Below are 19,111 nucleotides of genomic sequence, written 5' to 3' on the forward strand. Positions count from 1 at the left end.
GTCAGAGGCTTTCTGCACCCAGGTCGTAGCCTCGCATGAACAGGCTGTTTTCGATGGCCAGGCGGATGTCTACGGGTTGCTCAACCAGGCGGAACGGGGTATCGAGCACACGCGCACGCTCTGCGAGTTGGTTCAGTACATAGCTGGCGCGCAGGTTCCAACGCGCGTGGTGGGATCCGGAGCGCAGGCGTTTGAAATGCAAGGTGCCAGTGCTCGGGTTGCGGCGTTTAGGGGCTACAGCATTTGTGCCTTCCTTCGCAGCGGCCCAAGGAAAGCACAAGGCATCAGGTACTTTAGCCACCTTGATCGCCTTGCAGTATTCAACTACCAATGCCCCAAGGCCCGCAGCGACTCGGCTGTCATAGATGCAGATACCGGGGCACAACAGGGAATACACCTTGGTCATCCCCGAGTTGAAGCGCAACGCTTTGGATTGCAGTACCGGGGAGTGTTCATCGCCAGTCATCAATGCCGATTGCACCGCCTGTATCGTGCGACCAAGGCCATGTTTGTTGGCCTTGAGCCAGTCCACGTTGCGAGCAGTAACGCCACCCCATGCCATGACATCGATAGTCGCTTGCAGCACAAGCGCATCATCGCTGCCGGCGGCGATGATATCCTCGCGCAGAGCTTTGAGGGCTCCAGCGTTGGCCGCGCTAGAAATACCGGATTTGTATCCCAAGCGATCGTTGCCAGGGAAGTTCCAACGGTAGGACTTGTAGGCGTCATACAGGCTTTCGCACGACCACTTGGCAGCGTTACGGCGATCAACGTATTCGTGTTTGAACAAGGTCTTGGAATCAAGTTCGGCAGCCAGCCAAGTGATGAAGTCAGTGACATGGGGAAGGGTAGCGTAGGCCTGTTGGGTCTTCATTTGATGCTCCAGTGGGTTGGCGATTTATGCGCAAGATTGCGTGCCAACGAGGAAATGTTATTCACTGGTAGGACCATGTTTTGTCCTCATTCTGATAAAAGGAATTTTTCTTTGGCTGGATCGAAATACACTGCTCCTGACAGGGACCGCCGTCGTAAAGTCCTACGAAAATTGCTTCAGGACGCGACCACGGCGCAGAAGACTGAACAACTTCATAGCGTCCTCGAGGAACAGTTTGGTCCTTACTCCATCAGAACGACGCGTCGCGACCTTGTCGCCATGGCGGGTCGGCCCGGTTTGGTAAAACAGGCTGACAAGGGTCCAAACGCGAAGTCGCTGTTGTGGACCGAGGGGCGAGGAGGCGTTGATTTGACCTTGTCTCCCATGGAGTGCATGACGCTCACCGCCATCTTCCAGCACGCTGATCGTTTCGGCTTTCGGTCCGACACCGAGGACCTCGCGAAGCTCAGAGAATATGCCTCGACGGAATTGTGGAAGAAGGCCCATCGCGACCTGGTTGCAGAAGGTCGCATCACCACCGGAACGCGCTTCACTGTTCTTAAGCCGGGCGTATACAAGGAAGAACACCTGAGGATCATCCAGGAGGCGTTGATCGATGGCAGTAGCAGTCTTGACATCGTCTATCGCCCCAGAGACGCAGGAGCCGCTGAACAGTGCTGGTATCGACTGAAGCCGCTTGCCCTGTCGTATCAGGACTCGAACATTTACCTCACTGCGCTGGTTCACCAGGAGCAGTGGCCTGAGGGTCAAAAACCACTTGCTGATGCGCCTCGTGGCAAATACAGCAGCAATGGTCCGGGGAAAACTTGTGCGCTTATGCTTCACCGGATGCTGGACGTTAAGACCTGTTGGGAGAACATTCCTGAGCTGGTTGCCCACGACTTGCGTTCCGTGGAGGTTCAAAAGGATCTCATGACCATCCACAGCGACGGGCCAATCGATATCGAACTGAGGCTTAGCGTTAACTTGCACAATCGCTTGAGCGAAAACCCGCTGGCGGAAGGGCAGGTCATAACTCCGAGTACAGAAGGTTGGATGCTCAAGTGTCAGGTAGACGATACGCAGGGCCTGCGTTTGTTCCTTCTGAGCAACGCTGGAGACATCCAGGTTGTCGCCCCACGCCATTTAAGGGATCACGTTCGAGGTGTCTTGAGACAGGCCCTTGAGATCTACGACAGTAAGTTGTGATCCCGATGCAGGACGGTATAGTCCTCGGCTTTGATCATGAATACACCAAAGGAACAGGTGATGCCGCTCGACACACTCCAAGTGAACAAATTGACCGATGCAGTGAAAGGCTACGCGTTCCCGACGGCCCATTTTGACTTTTCGACTCAAACTCCCGTCGTCGGGCTTTCGATGACTGAGTTAGAGACCCGCATCCAGCAACAGCTGCTCAACTCTTCAGTCAGCCAAGTCAAAAACGGCCTGTCGAATGTTCTGTACTGGGGATTTGCGCAAATGGGAGGGCTGGCCTCGGTTCGAGTGGAGCGCTTCCGGTCTACCGTCACTGAGGCCCAGCTTGAACAGGCCTCTGAGTTGTTCGCAAAACACCGACGCCCAGCGCTTTACGACATCGCACGTCTGAAGCTTCCGCAGTTTTCGAAGGTCTCATTTGTCAGCAAGATTCGCATGTATCTGGACCCGGTTGAATCCGCGACTTTGGATCGGCAAATCATGCAAATGCATCAGGTCCACAGCGATACTGTCCTCGCTGCGTTCAAAGAGGACGCGACCAGCATTCCCACGAGCATCGTGAACTCTAATGCTTATGAGGCGTGGTGCGATCGTCTCAGTCACATTGCTCAAACCTACTTACCTTCCGCCCGAGTCGTCGACATCGAGCGTGGGCTATTTCAGATGATCCAGTCGGGGGATGTGGCAGGAGCAGCTGGCATTCTTAAAGGTGCGTGAGATTAAATTTCGCAATTCCTTGTGCGCAATTTAGTCGCTATGGGATCAGCACCTGGCGCTGGAAAGCTATGGGTGCTGCACTCAACCGTAAATTGTTGACTAATGATTCTCCGCCTTTCCGTTGAGAGGATTACCATTAATGTCTAAATAAACAACTTCTACTGGGTTCCCAATTTCATCATAACGAGCCTTCAATTGAACAAACCCGCCCCCGACTGGGATTGGTTTGTCATCAATACCAAAATATGCCTCTTCCACTTTATTCCCGCGCTCGTCGTAGCGACTGGTCAATCGAGCGAAACCAACGTCTTTGCGCAATGTCAAGTGACCATCGAGTCCAAAATACGCTTCCTCCACTAAATTCCCGTGCTCGTCGTAGCGATCAGTCAATCGTGCGGCCCCAATATCTTGGCGCAGAGCCAACTGGCCTTCCAAGCCGAAATGCACAGCCTCCACCAGATAACCGCGTTCATCATAACGATATGCCAACCGTGCTACACCGACGTCTTGGCGCAGAATCGGCTGACCCTCCTTGCCGAAATAGGCGTTCTCCACCAGATTTTCGCGCTCATCATAACGAGATACCAATCGTGCTGGTCCTCCGGCTGGGTATAGCACAGGCTGGCCATCAATCCCGAAATATGCGTCTTCCACTTTGTTCCCGCGCTGATCGTAACTAAAGATAAATCGCGAAGCATCTCCGCCCCTGCGGGCTGCGGGTTGGCCATCAATGCCAAAATACGCTTCTTCTACTCTGTTCCCACGTTCGTCGTAGCGAAAGGTTATTCTCGCGGCACCAGCGTCTCTGCGCATAGTCGGATGGTCATCAACGTCAAAATATGCTTCTTCCACCAGGTTGCCACGTTCGTCGTAACGAGAAGTCGAACGCGCGACACCGAGGTCTTGGCGCGCAGCCGGCTTTCCATCTAGGCCAAAATACTCGATCTCTACAAGGTACCCACGTTCGTCGTAGCCATTTTTTAATCGCGCCACACCTGTGTCTGCACTCAGAACTGGTAGGCCATCAATACCAAAATTTGCCTCTTCTACCTTGTTTCCGTACTTGTCGAAAGAAGAGGTCACTCGCGCAGCACCCACCTTTTTGCGCAGAGTCGGCTGATGATTAATACCGAAATAAGCCTCCTCTACGATGTATCCGCGCTCGTTGTAGCGAGCGGTCACTCGCGCAGCACCTGAGTCTTTGCTGAGAATGGGTTGTCCCTCAATGCCGAAGTACGCGACCTCCACGAAATTTCCGCGCTCGTCGTAGCGAGAAGTCATTCGCGCAGCGCCAGAGTCTTTGCTGAGAACGGGTTGTCCGTCAAACCCGAAATACGCGGTCTCTATTGCGTTTCCGCGATTGTCATAGTGATAGGTTACTCGCGTGGCACCCTTTCTTTTGCTAAAAACGGGTTGCCCCTCAATGCCGAAATACGCTTCTTCCACTCCGTTCCCTTGTTCGTCGTAGCGAGCGGTCAATCGTGCAGCACCTGAGTCTTTGCTGAGAACGGGTTGTCCCTGAATGCCAAAATACGCGATCTCCACTGTGTTACCGCGTTCGTCAAAAACGTAGGTCAAGCGGGCAGCACCTAAGTCTTTGCTAAGAGCAAGGTCTCCTTCAACCCCGTAATACGAAGCCTCCACTCTGTAGCCTCGCTCGTCATAGCGATAAGTCACACGAGTTGCACCAGTGTTCTTATGTAGAACAGGTTGGCCATGAATGCCGAAATATGCTTCTTCCACCAAGTTCCCACGCTCGTTATAGCGATAGGTCAATCGAGCAGCACCTACGTCACTGAGCAATACCGGCTGGCCTTTCAGATCGAAGTACGCGACCTCCACTACGTTGCCGCGTTCGTCATACCTGTAGGTCAATCGAGCAGCTCCCGAGTCCTTTCGCGAAGCCGGGTGGCCATCAGTATCGAAATATGCCTCCCAATCCTCATTCCCTCGCTCGTCGTGATGAATGACCCATTGCGCAACACCCGCGTCCTTTCGTAGCGTAGGCTGGCCATCAAGGCCGAAATACGCGACATTCACTATGTTTCCTTGTTTATCGTATTTGAAGGTCAATCGTGAGGCACCAACGTCCTTACGCAGAGCTGGGCGTCCATCGACACCGAAATACGCACCCTCCACAATGTTCCCGCGCTCGTCGTAACGAGAGGTCATTCGAGCAGTACCTGTATTTTTGTCGAGAACAGGCTTGCCGTCGAAATCGAATGACGCGGTCTCCACAATGTTCCCGCGCTCGTCGTAACGAGACGTCAATCGAGCAGTTCCGGTGCTGTTGTTGAAAGCGGGTTTACCGTCGTGGCCGAATGAAGCGGTCTCCACCTGATTGCCTCGCTCGTCGTAGCGATGTGTCACTCGAGCAATACCTTCACCCTTGATGAGAACAGGTTGCCCTTCAAGACCGAAATACGTGGTCTCCACTGTATTTCCGTGTTTGTCGTAGAGATAACTTAGTCGAGCAGCACCTAAGCCTTTGCTGAGGACTGGTTGTCCATCAAGACCGAGGTACTCCACATTCACCCTGTTCCCATGCTCGTCGTCCCGCCAGACTACACGCGAAAATAAGTTTTCATTGATATGCGGCTTACCACTGCGATCAATCCATTCCACGCTGTGCAAATTTCCCAAAGTGTCGTAGCTCAAGCCAACGGCTGCGACGCCAGACTTTTCGATCAGCTCTTTGCCCTCTGCATCAAGGTTACGAATCTGAGTGATAAGACCCGCATCGCCATACGTATAACTACGCCCATACACACCTAATGCGTCGGGGACCGTTGCACCGCCACCAACTGGCTCAAACTCTCGGCGCTTGAGCCTACCTTGCCCGTCGAAGACTAGATGGTGCTGGCCAATACTTGACCTCAGCCCCTCAAGGCTGGGCTTGACCTCTACCAGACTCAGGTGGCTTCCAGACGCCAACTGTCTCTCGGCAACAACCGAGCCGTGGTCCAACCCCTGGTCAAATTGTGCGGTTGCTTCTTGATGATCGTCAGCGAATTGATAACTGATATGACGCATCGGCTTGCCCGTTCTATCCGTCAGGATGGCGGAGGAGAGCACTGGCTCTGCCCCGAATGCCTTGGTCAAATATCTGAAGTTCCACTGCGCTACCCCATTAGTCCAAGGCTCATCCAAAGCATATTGGGAATTCGCGTACTGTCTCTCCACTAAGGAGCCAGAGCCATTGACCTGAGCTAGCTCCAGCACGCGCCCTCCCTGGATACGAAAGCGGTAACTAATACCTCGCCCAGTTTGTTGTTTTTCTTCTAACTGACCCACACAAAACGGGATCTCCCAGCGATTGCCGTAGCTGGCGCAGTACTCTGTCTTAATTCGCAGGTTTGCATCCCACCACCAAGACCCGCATAACCCCGCGATAAGCATAAACGCGGCAGCACCAGACAATTGGTAACGTAGTTTCGTACGCTGGCGCTCGGCATCGCGGTGCGCTAAATCGTCATAGCGACAGCCAAGCAGCGCAGCGGCCAGGCGCAACAGCGCACGACGTTCAGTTTGGGTTCTGCTTTCATCCTTGCGTGGGCGAACGTCGGCGGCAATAGGTTCGACATCCTCCCAGGCCATGCTTTCTGTCCCATCAGGTTGCTTTAGTATGACCCGACGCTTTAGCAATTCTGGTGGGAAGGCGTCATGCGGTTCCCCAGCAATAAGTAGGGGGATGATACGATCTCCCTTACCCATTTCTTGGAACAACGCAATCTCGCGGCGCACCCACTGAGAGCCTGGAGTGTCGGGCGAGCAAACGACAATCAAATACTCGCTTTGCGCTAACGCTGTTTTGATTTGATCGGAGAGATCGGAAGAGGCCGGAATTTCATCTTCGTCACGAAACAGATGCCCCAAGCGGTCTGGATAGGCATCGCGCTGAAGTGCTTTTGGAGTGCGGTAGGATTCCAGCTCGCGCATGATACGAATTGCCCAGCGCCGGTCGCGGGGCATGTGACGGTAGCTGATAAAGGCCGCATATCTCGGAGTTTCCGCGTTCATTCACGTTGCCTTCCGGTAACAAAACCTCAGTGAAGTTATCAATGCGCGCAGGGATACCGTCCGTACCTGCAAAGGCTCTCATTTTTCAGTTGAGAATAGTGGGGATTGGGGATTGGGGTTGGAGCAGAAGTTAATGGGTGATTACCGAGAAACTTAGATGCACACACGAAGGGCTGCGGTGAGTTTGCCTTGGTCGACTGGTGGCGGGCTGGTTGTGAAAAGAGATCAGCAAAGAGGGGTTTGTGTAGGCGGGACGTCGATGCTGCTTCGGCGCATACTCGAGGGTGCTTGCGGTGTGTTGCTGGAGGACGAGGATGAGGTTTGGTTAAGTGCCGGCGATTTCTTGCTCATCAATAATAACGATAGCCTTCGCATTGTTTCAAAAGACACGGGTCTCCCAGAGACGTCACCGTATGGTGCAGTCGGTGATGTGGAAATGGAGATGATGAGGTCTACCCCTAAATATGAGTCCAAGGTCCTATGTGCCAGTGTCATAGGGACAAAAGGGGCTACATCTACGTTTTTCAAATTGCTGCCCGACCGATTGCTTCTGCCGTCCAGCCTGGTCGCGGTCGAGTCTCCATTTCGGCGTATGGTCAATCTGCTCAACTCAGAGCTAGCGAAAGAAGAAGGGACGCCATGGCCCGTAACAGGAGCATTTGTTAAGTGTGCGCTGGGGTTGGCGTTCCGGGAAATGATCCATCTAAACTACTCTCGCTGTGGATTGCTGTCCTTGTGTGCTCACCCGACGCTCAGTAGGTACGTTTCCTCGATGATCAATGATCCGCAACGAGGTTGGTCCCTGGAAGCCTCACCTGGTGTTTTTTACGAATCTTCGGAGCGCGAGGTCATAGAAATTTCCGGGTTTACATCGGCTACGATTTCACAATTGCTCCGCGTTTTAATGTCCTTTCCACTGCTCACATCCAGTAGAAAAACGTTACTGCAAATAGGTGTGATGATGGGCTACAACTCTGCGGCGGAGTTCAGCCAAGCTTTCAAAGATAGCGTTGGTGGAGCACCCGACAATTTTCGTATTCCTCGTGAGGGCTCCTGTTTTCCTTAGTTGTTGGTGGCCAGATTCCGTTCATCGCGCTCGTGGCGGACTGTCGGCAGTATGCTTGGGAGCGCCTTCCGGTAGAGGTGCATCTGGTTAGTGGGGATCGACGTAGCTCACTAATGTCTGCAAATCTAAGCAGCCTGCTTGGTAAAAATGCTTTAGGTATTCCTTGCCTCAATTGGACCCCAAGCCGTGCCCGGCTAAGCTGTGTTGCTATCGACATCCTTTCCCAGCAGGGATTTTCTCGGCATTGGGACCCACATGGCAAAAAAAGCGCGATCTCAGGCTATTCAGCTTCGAAAGCGTCGCCAAGAAAAAGATCTGGCGAAAGCGGAAAAACGGCGGCAGCTTGAGCAGGTGAATGCTGCTGCTCGGAGACTCAAGTTAATCGAGCTTCTGCGTGCAAAAGCCAAAAGCGCTCAACCTCGCAAGGCAGCTGCCGACCGCAATCTATATTGTCCTCCCCCAGACAAAATCCGGCGGGAAGACGTTATTATCGATGCGCACACTGACTCACGGAAGGCGCCAAGGCTTTACCGTCTCGAAGGAGACCCTGGTTGGGTTGGAATTAGCTTTTTTAAAGGGAGTTTCTTGTGTCTCATGAAGAGCTACATGTCGATAACCATTATGTCCCCCAGTTTTACCTGAGGCAGTGGGCCGTCGACAAAAAGATAAATACCTACCGATTGCTGGTACAAAATCAGAATATCCCTCACTGGAAATCTCATTCTGTGAGGGGAATTGCCTACCTACAACATCTTTATACCTACGTCACGAACCAAGGTCTGACTGACGAATTTGAGGTGTGGCTAGATCGCGAGTTCGAGTCGCCAGCTAGACCTGTTCTAACCAAGGCGCTGAGTAGCGAGAGGCTGGTTCCTAGCGAATGGAAGACATTGGTCAAATACCTGGCGGCTCAAGATTTGAGGACGCCTGCAAGGCTAATTGAGACGCAGAGACGTCTTAACCAAACACTTCCCGGCATTTTTGATGAGGTACTTCGCCGGTCAATAAATGATTTAGAACGAGCGGCTCAGCGCGGCGAAAAGCTGATAAGGCCTGAGAGATTTAGTACTTATGATCCGCCTATTCAAGTCACCATCCAGCGATCACCCGATGGAGATGGCGGAACAGTTCAGGCGGAAATGCTCAATGGTAGACTCCATTGGATCAGCCATTTACGTCATCTCCTATCGAGCACCGTGCGGCACATCCTTCAGCACAAGTGGACAATTTTACGTGCGCCGCCTGGCGTTGTTTGGCCAACTACTGATGACCCGGTCATTCGACTCAATACCTTTGAAGGAGGGAGGTACAACTTTGGTGGTGGATGGGGTAGTCGAGGTACTCAAATTTTTATGCCATTGAGTCCAAATCACCTGATGTACACGCAAGTAGGGTTTAGGCCGTTGGATCGCGATACCGTGGTATCTACCGAGTGGGCTCATTCGATCAGGCGGTTGATCATTGAGCATGCTCACCGCTATATCTTTTCTATAGATCAAGATCCAACTATTCCGTCAATTCGTCGAAGATTGGTTTGCCCAAAAAGGTTTGAGGACGAACGATTGATGTGGAAAAATTGGCACGTGGAACAGAGTCAGGCTGAGTCTGAATTCTATGTTGACCAAGAAAAAAAGAAACAGTCTAAAGTTACGACTTGACTGCCCCTTAAGTGTAAACATCCAATGCTGCTTCTGCGACGAAAATATTGTTTACAAAATCAAAAGAACTCTTGTACAGTATTTATAGATTTTTTGTTACTAAAAGCCTAATCGTACGATGCCGCTGTAGTTTACGAGCAGCTCTGTTGCTTACGCCACTCTAAAGTGGTATGTGGCAAAAAAATACAACTGCATTGTAAATTACGCAAGTCTAATTTTCGGGAGGGGATGTGAAGATTGAAGGGTATGAAAAAAGGTTTGTCGCGTTTATTGATATTCTTGGCTTCAAAGCATTAATCAATTCTGTAGAAAGCGCGACAGAAGAGAGCGCAGATTTTAAGCGTGTGAAAGATATATTGGATTTTCTGCATCGAGAGTCTGTTGAGTCAAATGGCCACCATGATTTACTCGTCTACGAGCACGTCGAGGATGGCTTGGTAGAGAGGGAGTTGGGGGATCCCAGGCTAAGCTACATTTCCGACTGTGTAATAATATCGACGGAAGGCAGCTTCGATGGATTCAAAGCAATTTGCAATAAAATCACCAAGCTGTCAGTGCAAGGTGCGAGCATTGGGATATACATTCGTGGCGCTGTGACATACGGCAATGTTTATCATCATGGCCCCATGCTTTTCGGAACTGCCTATCAGTGTGCTTATGGGCTTGAACCTCAAGCTGTCAACCCCCGAGTAATACTGGATGACGTGGTATTTGATGTTTTAAAAGATAACGTTGGCACATTTCCATTACATGAGTCTGCTATTGGAACTGACTCCGAAGGCCGAAAGTATTTACTTAATTACCCTTTCAATTACATATCTGGATATGTAACTGATTGGCTAAGTTTTTTGCTGAGGGTGAAATCCTCGATTCTGTATTTCCTGAATAAATTTGATGAGCGGGTTTCTGGTTTCGGACCTGAGCTAAAACGACTGGATCAGTTCTGCTGTTGGAAAGAATTATATGGATGGAATTTAAACTTTGACGGTGGAGATTCTGGAGTTTTCCGCAAGTATATTTGGCTCAAAGACGAATTCAATGCGACGATTCTCAAATACTCATGGTATTTGGAGGCGGGAGAGACTGCAAAGAAATGGCCAGGAGGCGTGCAGGAGGGGCCGAGAATTCTTCCGATTATGTGGAATGGGACGCATTGGGGACCCGAAAAAGAGTTAGGCCATCTTCGCTGAGATGTGGAAGCATATTTTTGACGATAAAATCGTGAGGCCAGATGAGAGCCGTTTAGGCTCTCTCCGGTTGTGATACACCTTTCAGTATTAACGTTATCTTACAGGTTCTCTTATCCGTTGCTTACCTTGAACCCTTCGACATCATGCTTTGATGATTTAGTAAGCTTTTGAAATCGCAAATTTCCTGTTGGGCTTTGTGGCCAGATTTCTTTGAGACCTGCTGCTACGTGTACGAGATTATATCCATCGCTCAATTTGGAAGCCTCCCAGACGCATTGCCCTATGACCTTGGCTTGGGAGTTGGTTGGGATACCGACCATTGTTACCAATGCTTTGCTTGTAGCGAGTCCTGCACCGATGTGTAGCTCTGGGAGACCGAAACGTTCGCTAAGCAGTTCGTTTACTAATTGGCGACTCGTTGTCACGCAAGCTTGGGCTGCCAAGTAAGCTTCTGAGTAGGTTTTCTTGGGGGAATCCTGGTCCACCTGGAATAGGATCAGCAACCCATCACCCAGGTATTCAGTGACATGACCGTCGTTGTATAACGCCGTTTGGGCCAGCGCCGGTAAAAGCGCTGACGTCTCATAATAGATGCGTTGAAAACCACTTTCGATTCCCACGAATTTTTGGATTGTCTTGAGCCTTTCGGACGACTTGCGCATGTCTACCACCAAAGCCACGAAGTCATCGACCTTAGGTTCGTTTTCATTCACAAACGGATGCCCAGGGATATTGCTGGCGTTGACCTGGAAGGACTCGTTGCTGACGCTGTCCAACATAGCTCTAAATTGGTGGCCAACCTTTTTCCAGTTTTTTACCGCTTTATTCAGGCCGTCGACGGCTGCCTGCTTGATCGCCTTGATTTGTGATTCGTTCATGCGAGTGCTCCATCGATACATTCCTTGACCCGTTGCCATACTGCGATAGCAACAGACGGATTTGTGTTGAGGTCTTCCGGGTATTCGATGATTGACAACCCCTTCAAATCGCTCGGCAACTTCACCTCTTTGCCTTCAGGAACCATCAAGATGGTGCGCTTTCTACCCAGCCGTCCCATGAATAGACCCAGCTCAAATAAAACGTTATCTCTTGGTGAAGGCTGCTGGCCGCCTCGGGATATTGCTATGTCGTCACCTTGAGCAATCGCGATTGCGAAGTCTGCTCTATCTAGCTCAGCCTCGAGATCCTCCATGGGGTAATGCGCAATTCTGAAAACTTCAGCTGGCCACGGCGTGTACTCATACCGCCCACCTGACGAAAAATGCTTCGTCCCCGACATGGCAACGGGCAGTGCCTCGCTCGAAGAAATCGCAAAAATCCTGAACCGCTTACCAGGTTTGGCTATCGCTTTGTTTCGGGAGATCAAACGATTTGCGAAATCCAATGCGAGCGTTTTTGACGCTGCCGGAAATTTATCGAGAAAAGCTACGAAGCTTTCTTTCGTGAGTTTTAGAGCAATCACTGGCTCCACAGGCGTTACCGTGGTCGTCCGGACAGTGATCTCAATTGCCGCAATTTCGCCGACTTGATTGCCCGCAGGGTAGGCGTCTACGAGGGTGAAGCGACCAACATGAATACGCACCGCTCCGGTGAGGATGAAGTAAACGTCAGTGGTATGTTCGCCAACGCTGATGAGGGGTGTATCTGGATTAAAGCTATGCAGCGTGCCGTTGGCGAAGAGGAAATCTGCACGCTCCGAATTGTGTTCGACCAGAGTCTGCTTCATCAGCAGTTGCATCACTTCCAGTCGTCCGTTTTCACCTTGTAATCGTTCGAGCACAACCGACCTCCGTGGCCAAGCATTAATGATGCCCATCATCCCATGACGCGAGATGTCAAAGCGAGATTAATTAGCCACCATTAGGTGCCATCAGCTCCTCGGTTTAATCAGTTTCAGGCACCTCGGAGATACGCCAGCACAGCAGGGCAGGGGTCTCAAATACCCGCTACCCTTCGCGCCTGCTGGTCCACTTATCGCAAACGTGGACGCGAAATTTGACCTAAGCTCGTCTTCGACGTTTACTGTACAAATAAACAGTATCTGTAAAGGCGCTCACATGAGTTTTATCGTGCTAGGTCCCATTGCTGAAGATGGCATCAAGGTTCCAAAGTGCTCGTTCCGCGTCCCAGCTGGTTTCCCTTCGCCTGCGGCGGACCATATTGAAAAACACATCTCCCTCGACGAAATTCTAAATATCCGTGCGCCGCACGTTTATCTCATCTCCATCGCAGGGGACAGCATGCTGGGTGCGGGAATATTTGATGGTGACTTGGCAATAGTTGATCGTGCCTTGGAGGCGGGTCATAACGACGTTGTTGTCGCGCTCCTCAATAACGAGCCCGTGTGTAAGCGCCTGTGTAAGCGGGGTGCTCAGATGATCCTTCTTTCGGAGAATCCGAAGTACCCGCCGCGGTACATCCTCGAGGGGGATGAATTGGCGATTTGGGGGGTTATCACCAACAGCGTACGTCGCCATGTTTAAAAAAGCAGAGCCTGTGTTTGCGCTGATCGACTGCAACAGCTTTTACGCGAGCTGCGAGCGCGTCTTCAGACCGGATCTCGCTAAGACACCAATCGTTGTGCTATCAAACAACGATGGTTGTGTGATCGCTCGAAGCTATGATGCGAAACCATTCGTAAAAATGGGGGCACCATATTTCCAAATTAAGGATCACCTTCATCGCAATGGTGTGGTGGCGTTCAGCAGTAACTACGCCCTGTACGGTGACATGAGTGAGCGTGTAATGACACTGATCGAAACCATGGTGCCCTCAGTCGAAATTTACAGCATCGATGAGGCCTTTGCGGATCTCTCGGGCATCGCCAATCTTGATGCGCTGGGACGCAAAATTCGAAGTCACGTATTGCGCTGCACCGGCATCCCCGTAGGGGTAGGAATAGCCCGCACAAAAAGATTGGCGAAGCTGGCAAATCACACTTCAAAACGTCTTCAGACTGAAACGGGTGGGGTCGTAGATATCTGCGATCCTTTTAAGTGCGCCTGGGTTCTGAGAAATACCGACGTCAGTGAGGTTTGGGGTGTCGGCCGGCGCATGAAGGTGCATTTGGACTCGTTAGGAATTAAGACAGCGATGGATCTAGCCACATCTGATCCTACGATGCTGCGTAGGAAATTCAGCGTCGTCATTGAAAAAACGGCTAGGGAGCTAGCGGGTACACCTTGTCTTGAGTTAGACGAACCTGACCCTCCCAAACAAGAAATCTGTTGCAGCAGAATGTTTGGCAGGCGTCTTACTGAATTAGCCCCGATCAAAGAGGCGGTCGCGATGTACGTGATGCGAGCATCTGAAAAATTGCGAGCGCAGGGATCGGTCTGTAAAAAAATTCGTGTGAGCATCCGTACGGGGATGTTCAACCCCGAGGAGGCAAAATACACAAATGGTGTGATCGTTGATTTGCCGTATCCGACAGACGATGTAAGGTTGCTGACCAAGGTAGCTGTAGATGCGCTCTACTCTGTTTATCGCCCAGGGTTCAAGTACAGCAAAGCCGAAGTTCTACTGCTAAATCTCTGTAAGCCAGGTGAGTTCACGGATGACTTGTTTCCCGTCTCGCAACCATTGGGGGCTACAAATCTCATGGGTGTGTTGGACAAGATCAACAATCGCTGGGGTAGGGGAACGCTACGCTCGGCCAGCGTGCCTGCAAATCCCGATTGGGCTATGCGACGTGAGATGATGAGCCAAAGCTACACCACAAAAATTAATGAGCTTTGGACCGTCGGCAGAAAACAGGCTTAGGATATACAACCGCCGAGTCGTCCACTCGCGCATTGCCTTACAATGTGCACACCGCTATAGGTTATTGATTGGAGCCCCTCATTCGAGGGAAGTAGTCCACGTTGAAGTATGGGGTTGATTTGGAGTGCGCGTGCTTTCGGTGTGAGGTTTCCATTGAACAAAGCGATAGACGCTCTCTGTCCATGAGCATGACCAACGTAACCCTTAGTAGTCACACATGCTGTGCTGCCCTTCTAGGACACATGCGTTGATTCCAACCGTGACTCAAGCTATGGCAGGCGTCTCCGAAATGCTTCGTTCGGGCGCTTCAAACGCACGGTACGCTTGTAGGCGTATTCGAATAGAACACAACATGAGGTAATCATACATGTCCGCGGAATTGAACGAAGAAGAGATGCGCCAGGCTTTATTTGGTACGCCCAAACCAGCGCCCTCTGAAGCGACGGTAGAAGCATTTGCACCCAAAGAGAGCCGTGAGCCGGAGGTTCACGCTCGGCCTACTTGGCGTCTTGTTTCTAAACCCCTTTCACCTAAGCTCAGGGTGACGTTGCACGTAACAAGGGAGTTCGAAGGACCGGTAGAAGTACTGGTCTATGACGCTAACACCCTAAGTACTCTGACCGCGGAGCTGGAAGCCAAAGCTGAGGCAAAGAAAAAGAAGTTTAAATATATCGATGTGGTGTCGGTTTTGCCGATCCAGCCCTAATAGAGGCAAGTAGGTCAGGCACGCATCCTGAGAAACAATGCTGAGTGTCGCTAACGGTTTAAGACTGGCCATAAACAGCCAAGTCAATTTTAATTGTTCGAGATGAAGCACTGCACCGGAAACACCTACAAAGATGGCAACTCCGATCGTTGCGCCGGTCTGTCTTGCGGTGTTGATAATTTTCGTGCCCGTGGCGTACTGCTGGAAAAAAAGTGCAAATGCCGCCTGCCAGGAAAACAGCTAGCCCGATGCCTGTTACGGGATCTACTAGGATTAGCTAGGTGTTTACGTATTCAGCTCCGTTCGCTAAAAATGCGTGCCACTAAACACCTGCGGCCAAGAAGAGCAGGCTAAGTATTTGTCCTGCCCTTCATTTTTCTGTTTCAGTGAGGTCAGGCGAATTCAGCCTTGGCCATCGCAATTTTCGCTTTGACTACCTGCTGCTCCATTTTTGCCTTTTCCTTGGTTAACTCCTCAACCTTTTTGTCGAGAGAGGCTTGTTCTTCAGGCGACATTTTTTCGTACTCTTCCTTACTTACCCCCGTAAGTTGCTCTCTCGCCTTTTCCGCGTCCGTTTGATTCATGAACTCCATGAATTTGTCCGTCGCAGATTTTTCGGACGTAGGGGAGTCCTGGTACAGGCTGAGGGTGAGATTGTCCGCTACATCGTCATTACCTGCGGAAATAGTAGCCCCCTGACTCTCAGACACCAATGTAGGTAGGGGAGACACTGCTGGGGCGACTGCTTCTTCGGACGAGGATGTTGCCATCCTCAGATTTACCATCATCTTCGCAAATGCTTCATCGAAGCTTTGCTTGTCATCTGAACCTGTACTCGTCGAAGTCTCGCTACTGCTGGATACAGATTGGGAGGATTGTGGTGGTGCTGCTAGGTTGAAAAGCGAATCCTTTGGCACACCTCTGTATTGATGGCGGGCTTCTGCCAAGACGCGAGGGGAAGCTCGCGACTACCTATGATCATGATTCATTCCTTTTTGTAAGTGGAGGAGGTTACATCTTCGGCAACTAACCCTAGCAACAAAGGTGCCACATATGAAGAACCCTCAGGAGCCTTTAATTACAGGGCTTAAAGCACTAACTTCGCCTCCATCTGGGTAACTATAACGGATTTTCCGAGTTCGCCCGGCAACACTTTGCCGCCAACTCTTATCGTTTGCCGTTCGATTCATCAATGAGAGCCAAAACTCTGTCGTCCTAAAAAGAGGCAAGTGCATTTTATGGCCGCCACAAATGCCTAGCGAGTCTTCAATCGAGAGGCAAGGTGATCATTAGGTGACTTTAAAAATTGAGTGTATACGTATCGTTAATGAATTCTTAGACCTACGGAGATCAACTATGGACGCTGGAAATGTTTCCGCAATAATTTCGGCTGTGGCTGGTATTAGCGGGGTTGTGATTGGTAACTCATTTGTCGCCGTTAAGGAAGGTTTAACGAATCGTACTAAGCGAAAAAAAGATACCGCGTATCTGGGGGTTATCGTCGTTTCTCACTTGGAGCGCTTCGCTAACGGCTGCATGCATGCAGCTTGTGATGACGGTACTGAACAAGGACAACCAGCCGGTCGGAATGGTGAAGAACATGTGGTGAACACAGCGCTTCCAGAGTTTCATCCATTAGACATAGGTGTTGATTGGAAGCTCTTACCAAAACATCTCCTGTATTCGATCCTCAGGCTTCCCGATCAGCACGAGCAGCTCATGAGTAATCTCGCAGGAATACAGGAATACAATTATGATCCGCCGGAACACACAGATTACTTTTGGACTAGACGCCGTGGTTACGCAGAGTTAGGACTCCGAGCGTCAGAATTCGCACGATCGCTCCGTGTACATGCCGGCTTACCTAGTGAAGAGGGGCTTCCCGATGAGTGGAGTCGAGACAAGCAAATGAGTGAAGTGATTAAAAGTGTCGATTCTGAACGAGAGGCACGCGAGCGTCGCCGTTCGGCGATTAATGTTTAGCTGTCGTCAAGGTGTGCCTATACGCGAACCGATCAGATGTATCGGCACAAGCTTTATTGGCGTCAGTTGCCTGGTAACGGTCCGGCACAGTGATTTTCTCAGAGGCCGCAAAGATCGCGAGCCGGCGGTTCTTCACATTGTTTTGCTCAAACCTGCCTTAACCAATCTGATGACACGGCGAGCGAAAAGCCCCAACCTGCGCAAGATCAACCGGAAACGCAAAATTACAGCTTATGTGCGCCACAACGTTAAGAGCATTTTCAGTGGTGGAGCATGTTGATATTAACGCAGGCATCGGTGGCAGAGAGACCGTTATGGATGGGCTCCCGTATCGTTAACCTATTCCCTCAGTCGTCTCGATGATGAGGGTTGAGAGCCCACCGCGAGGCTGATCAGTTTCATCTCTCGGTGGCAAATCCGAGCCGTCATTTCCCTCTTGGAAAATAGGCACGGTTCCGAAATAACGGTCGAGCAATGAACCTTTAGACGTCAGCGTCGGGCTGGCGATTTGTTTTTCATCAAGATACGTCAGCATGAAGCCGACAGTACCCGCGCCTGCCTCGGTGATTCTAGAAGTATGATTCTGTCTGATGTTTGCGCGCTTGAACGTACGTTGCCCTGTGGTTTGCAGTAGCTCATTTATCGTTCGTGACCAATCATCCTTGCTGGTACCTAGATTAAACGGTCTACCGTCTTTATTGAGCAGCATGTCGCCCAACAAGCGCGCGAGGGAGCGATCAGCCGTTAGTAGCTGTTTTGCATCACTCGCCGCCCAAGGGCACTGGTCGGCCCAACTGATATTTTCAGGGTAAGCCTCCCCCGCATGTACCAACGCATAGCGTGAGCCTTTGCCATGTTCATTGATATCTCGCACGCCCGGCGCAAGACCTCCCGTTACAAACTCAAACGGTGGCCAATGGCTAAACAGGTCAAGCTGAGCATCAGATCGGGAAAGCCGGTGAGTAGAATCAGTCGACATTTTCGCTTGCAGTAAAATCGCTCTGGCTGACACTCGGCCCGCTTTCGTGTGCTGGTGAACGATGAGCAAATCAGCGAGTTCGACTTTTTTCGCTGGGGTGCCAAACGAAACCTGGGGGTGGCCATGGCAGAACACTCCGGCAAGTTTTAGCGATATACCTTTTGAGCGGAGCAGTGGAGCCCAGCGTTCAGCAAGGGAAGGTATTCCGGTCGTCACCAATGTAGCTACGAAGTCTTCTTCCCTAGCCGCTTTCTTGGCGCGGTGCAGAGCATCATAATGGGAGTGCCAGATGGCCTGGTTTGCACCTGAATACAGTGTTTCGCGTTCGTGTAGCTCGAAGAGGGCGGCCAGAGACATAAACAAGCTCTTTCAGAAATGACCTGGAATACTAGCAAATTGACAGCATTCAGGCCACTCGCCCTGATCTGTAAAAGCTCGAATTACAGCGTGCTGTCCGGTCATTCTGGGGCTTTCGACGCTGATGCGTTTAACACCCTTAAAAACCTAGTCAATCCTCCTTGCCGCTTGGCTTCGTCTAAAGCGCTAGGTCTCCAAACTTCAATCGGACTTTTCGCTTACGCTGCGCTTGTAGGCAACTAGGCGCCTGCTTCTGGAAAACTGCTCTGCGATTGTCTCAAACGCTCGCCCAAATCTCTCGGCCGCTTCGAGGCGTTCACTAATCGTCATTGCAGCATTCTCGGCATGCCATTTTTCTCTGATCGCATCCATCCGCTGATGGTTAAGCGCCTTTCTTTCAACCAACTCTTCGAAGGTAAGATTGGGGCTGCTGTAAGCCTTGCCAATATCGTCGCTGGACTCTCCCAACTGTAGTGCCTCCGAATTTTTGCGCTTCTAAAGCAGCGTGGATCAGGCTGAATCTATTGATCGTAGCCGATCGCCTTTGAACACTGGAATTTTCCTTATCCTACCGCTCTGCT

At 51.0% G+C, this 19,111-nt stretch carries 16 protein-coding genes; 9 read left to right on the plus strand and 7 right to left on the minus strand.

The genetic code is table 11. The annotated features are described in order from the left end of the window. Position 1: 1 nt before the first annotated feature. Positions 2-874 (minus strand): hypothetical protein, encoded by an 873-nt coding sequence (locus tag GPL81_RS05525; protein ID WP_160105634.1) that lies wholly within the window; start codon positions 872-874, stop codon positions 2-4. A gap of 111 nt (positions 875-985) precedes the next feature. Between GPL81_RS05525 and GPL81_RS05530 the strand changes: the two genes are divergently transcribed. Both GPL81_RS05530 and GPL81_RS05535 read left to right on the plus strand, forming a co-directional pair. Beyond that, positions 986-2,083 carry a helix-turn-helix transcriptional regulator gene (locus GPL81_RS05530; protein WP_246218892.1) on the plus strand — a complete coding sequence of 366 codons (1,098 nt, stop codon included), beginning with the start codon at positions 986-988 and terminating at the stop codon, positions 2,081-2,083. 36 nt (positions 2,084-2,119) lie between these two features. Beyond that, positions 2,120-2,809 carry a hypothetical protein gene (locus tag GPL81_RS05535; RefSeq protein ID WP_246218893.1) on the plus strand — a complete coding sequence of 230 codons (690 nt, stop codon included), beginning with the start codon at positions 2,120-2,122 and terminating at the stop codon, positions 2,807-2,809. 99 nt (positions 2,810-2,908) lie between these two features. On the opposite strand, the gene GPL81_RS05540 is transcribed toward GPL81_RS05535, so the two are convergent. Continuing rightward, positions 2,909-6,829: a TIR domain-containing protein gene (locus GPL81_RS05540; protein ID WP_160105638.1), complete on the minus strand. Its 3,921-nt coding sequence runs from the start codon at positions 6,827-6,829 to the stop codon at positions 2,909-2,911. 178 nt (positions 6,830-7,007) lie between these two features. On the opposite strand from GPL81_RS05540, the gene GPL81_RS05545 reads away from it, so the two are divergent. The 3 genes from GPL81_RS05545 (at position 7,008) to GPL81_RS05555 (ending at position 10,743) form a co-directional block, all read left to right on the plus strand. Continuing rightward, a complete protein-coding gene (locus GPL81_RS05545) occupies positions 7,008-7,895 on the plus strand; it encodes a cupin domain-containing protein (RefSeq protein ID WP_160105640.1) in 888 nt (295 codons plus the stop codon). Positions 7,896-8,482: 587 nt separating this feature from the next. Further along, positions 8,483-9,553 (plus strand): DUF4238 domain-containing protein, encoded by a 1,071-nt coding sequence (locus GPL81_RS05550; protein WP_160105642.1) that lies wholly within the window; start codon positions 8,483-8,485, stop codon positions 9,551-9,553. Between the two features lie 230 nt (positions 9,554-9,783). Then, on the plus strand, positions 9,784-10,743 hold the full coding sequence (locus tag GPL81_RS05555; RefSeq protein WP_160105644.1) for a hypothetical protein: 960 nt from the start codon (positions 9,784-9,786) through the stop codon (positions 10,741-10,743). A 110-nt stretch (positions 10,744-10,853) separates the two neighbouring features. Here the strand turns inward: GPL81_RS05555 and GPL81_RS05560 are convergent, their stop codons facing one another. Together GPL81_RS05560 and GPL81_RS05565 are read right to left on the minus strand one after the other, a co-directional pair. Further along, complete coding sequence (locus GPL81_RS05560) at positions 10,854-11,621, minus strand: hypothetical protein (protein ID WP_160105646.1); 768 nt, start codon at positions 11,619-11,621, stop codon at positions 10,854-10,856. Then, positions 11,618-12,523 (minus strand): TIR domain-containing protein, encoded by a 906-nt coding sequence (locus tag GPL81_RS05565; RefSeq protein ID WP_160105647.1) that lies wholly within the window; start codon positions 12,521-12,523, stop codon positions 11,618-11,620. Before GPL81_RS05565 ends, GPL81_RS05560 begins: the two co-directional genes overlap by 4 nt. A gap of 277 nt (positions 12,524-12,800) precedes the next feature. Here GPL81_RS05565 and GPL81_RS05570 point away from each other — a divergent pair, with 277 nt between their 5' ends. The 3 genes from GPL81_RS05570 (at position 12,801) to GPL81_RS05580 (ending at position 15,211) form a co-directional block, all read left to right on the plus strand. Further along, entirely contained in the window at positions 12,801-13,226 is a 426-nt protein-coding gene (locus GPL81_RS05570; protein WP_160105648.1) for a LexA family protein, read from the plus strand. Then, positions 13,219-14,505 carry a translesion error-prone DNA polymerase V subunit UmuC gene (gene umuC, locus GPL81_RS05575; protein WP_160105655.1) on the plus strand — a complete coding sequence of 429 codons (1,287 nt, stop codon included), beginning with the start codon at positions 13,219-13,221 and terminating at the stop codon, positions 14,503-14,505. Before GPL81_RS05570 ends, umuC begins: the two co-directional genes overlap by 8 nt. Positions 14,506-14,872: 367 nt before the next feature. After that, the gene (locus GPL81_RS05580; RefSeq protein ID WP_160105657.1) at positions 14,873-15,211 is read left to right on the plus strand and encodes a hypothetical protein; all 339 of its coding nucleotides are present in this window, start codon (positions 14,873-14,875) and stop codon (positions 15,209-15,211) included. 392 nt (positions 15,212-15,603) lie between these two features. On the opposite strand, the gene GPL81_RS05585 is transcribed toward GPL81_RS05580, so the two are convergent. Next, a complete protein-coding gene (locus GPL81_RS05585) occupies positions 15,604-16,158 on the minus strand; it encodes a hypothetical protein (protein ID WP_160105659.1) in 555 nt (184 codons plus the stop codon). A 409-nt stretch (positions 16,159-16,567) separates the two neighbouring features. Here GPL81_RS05585 and GPL81_RS05590 point away from each other — a divergent pair, with 409 nt between their 5' ends. Next, entirely contained in the window at positions 16,568-17,194 is a 627-nt protein-coding gene (locus GPL81_RS05590) for a hypothetical protein (protein WP_160105661.1), read from the plus strand. Between the two features lie 334 nt (positions 17,195-17,528). Here the strand turns inward: GPL81_RS05590 and GPL81_RS05595 are convergent, their stop codons facing one another. Together GPL81_RS05595 and GPL81_RS05600 are read right to left on the minus strand one after the other, a co-directional pair. Next, positions 17,529-18,530, minus strand: a complete 1,002-nt coding sequence (locus tag GPL81_RS05595) for a hypothetical protein (protein WP_160105663.1) — start codon at positions 18,528-18,530, stop codon at positions 17,529-17,531. Between the two features lie 201 nt (positions 18,531-18,731). After that, positions 18,732-18,998, minus strand: a complete 267-nt coding sequence (locus tag GPL81_RS05600; protein ID WP_160105665.1) for a hypothetical protein — start codon at positions 18,996-18,998, stop codon at positions 18,732-18,734. Positions 18,999-19,111 lie beyond the last annotated feature (113 nt).

The organism is Pseudomonas izuensis, from assembly GCF_009861505.1.
GTDB classification, from domain to species: Bacteria; Pseudomonadota; Gammaproteobacteria; order Pseudomonadales; family Pseudomonadaceae; genus Aquipseudomonas; species Aquipseudomonas izuensis.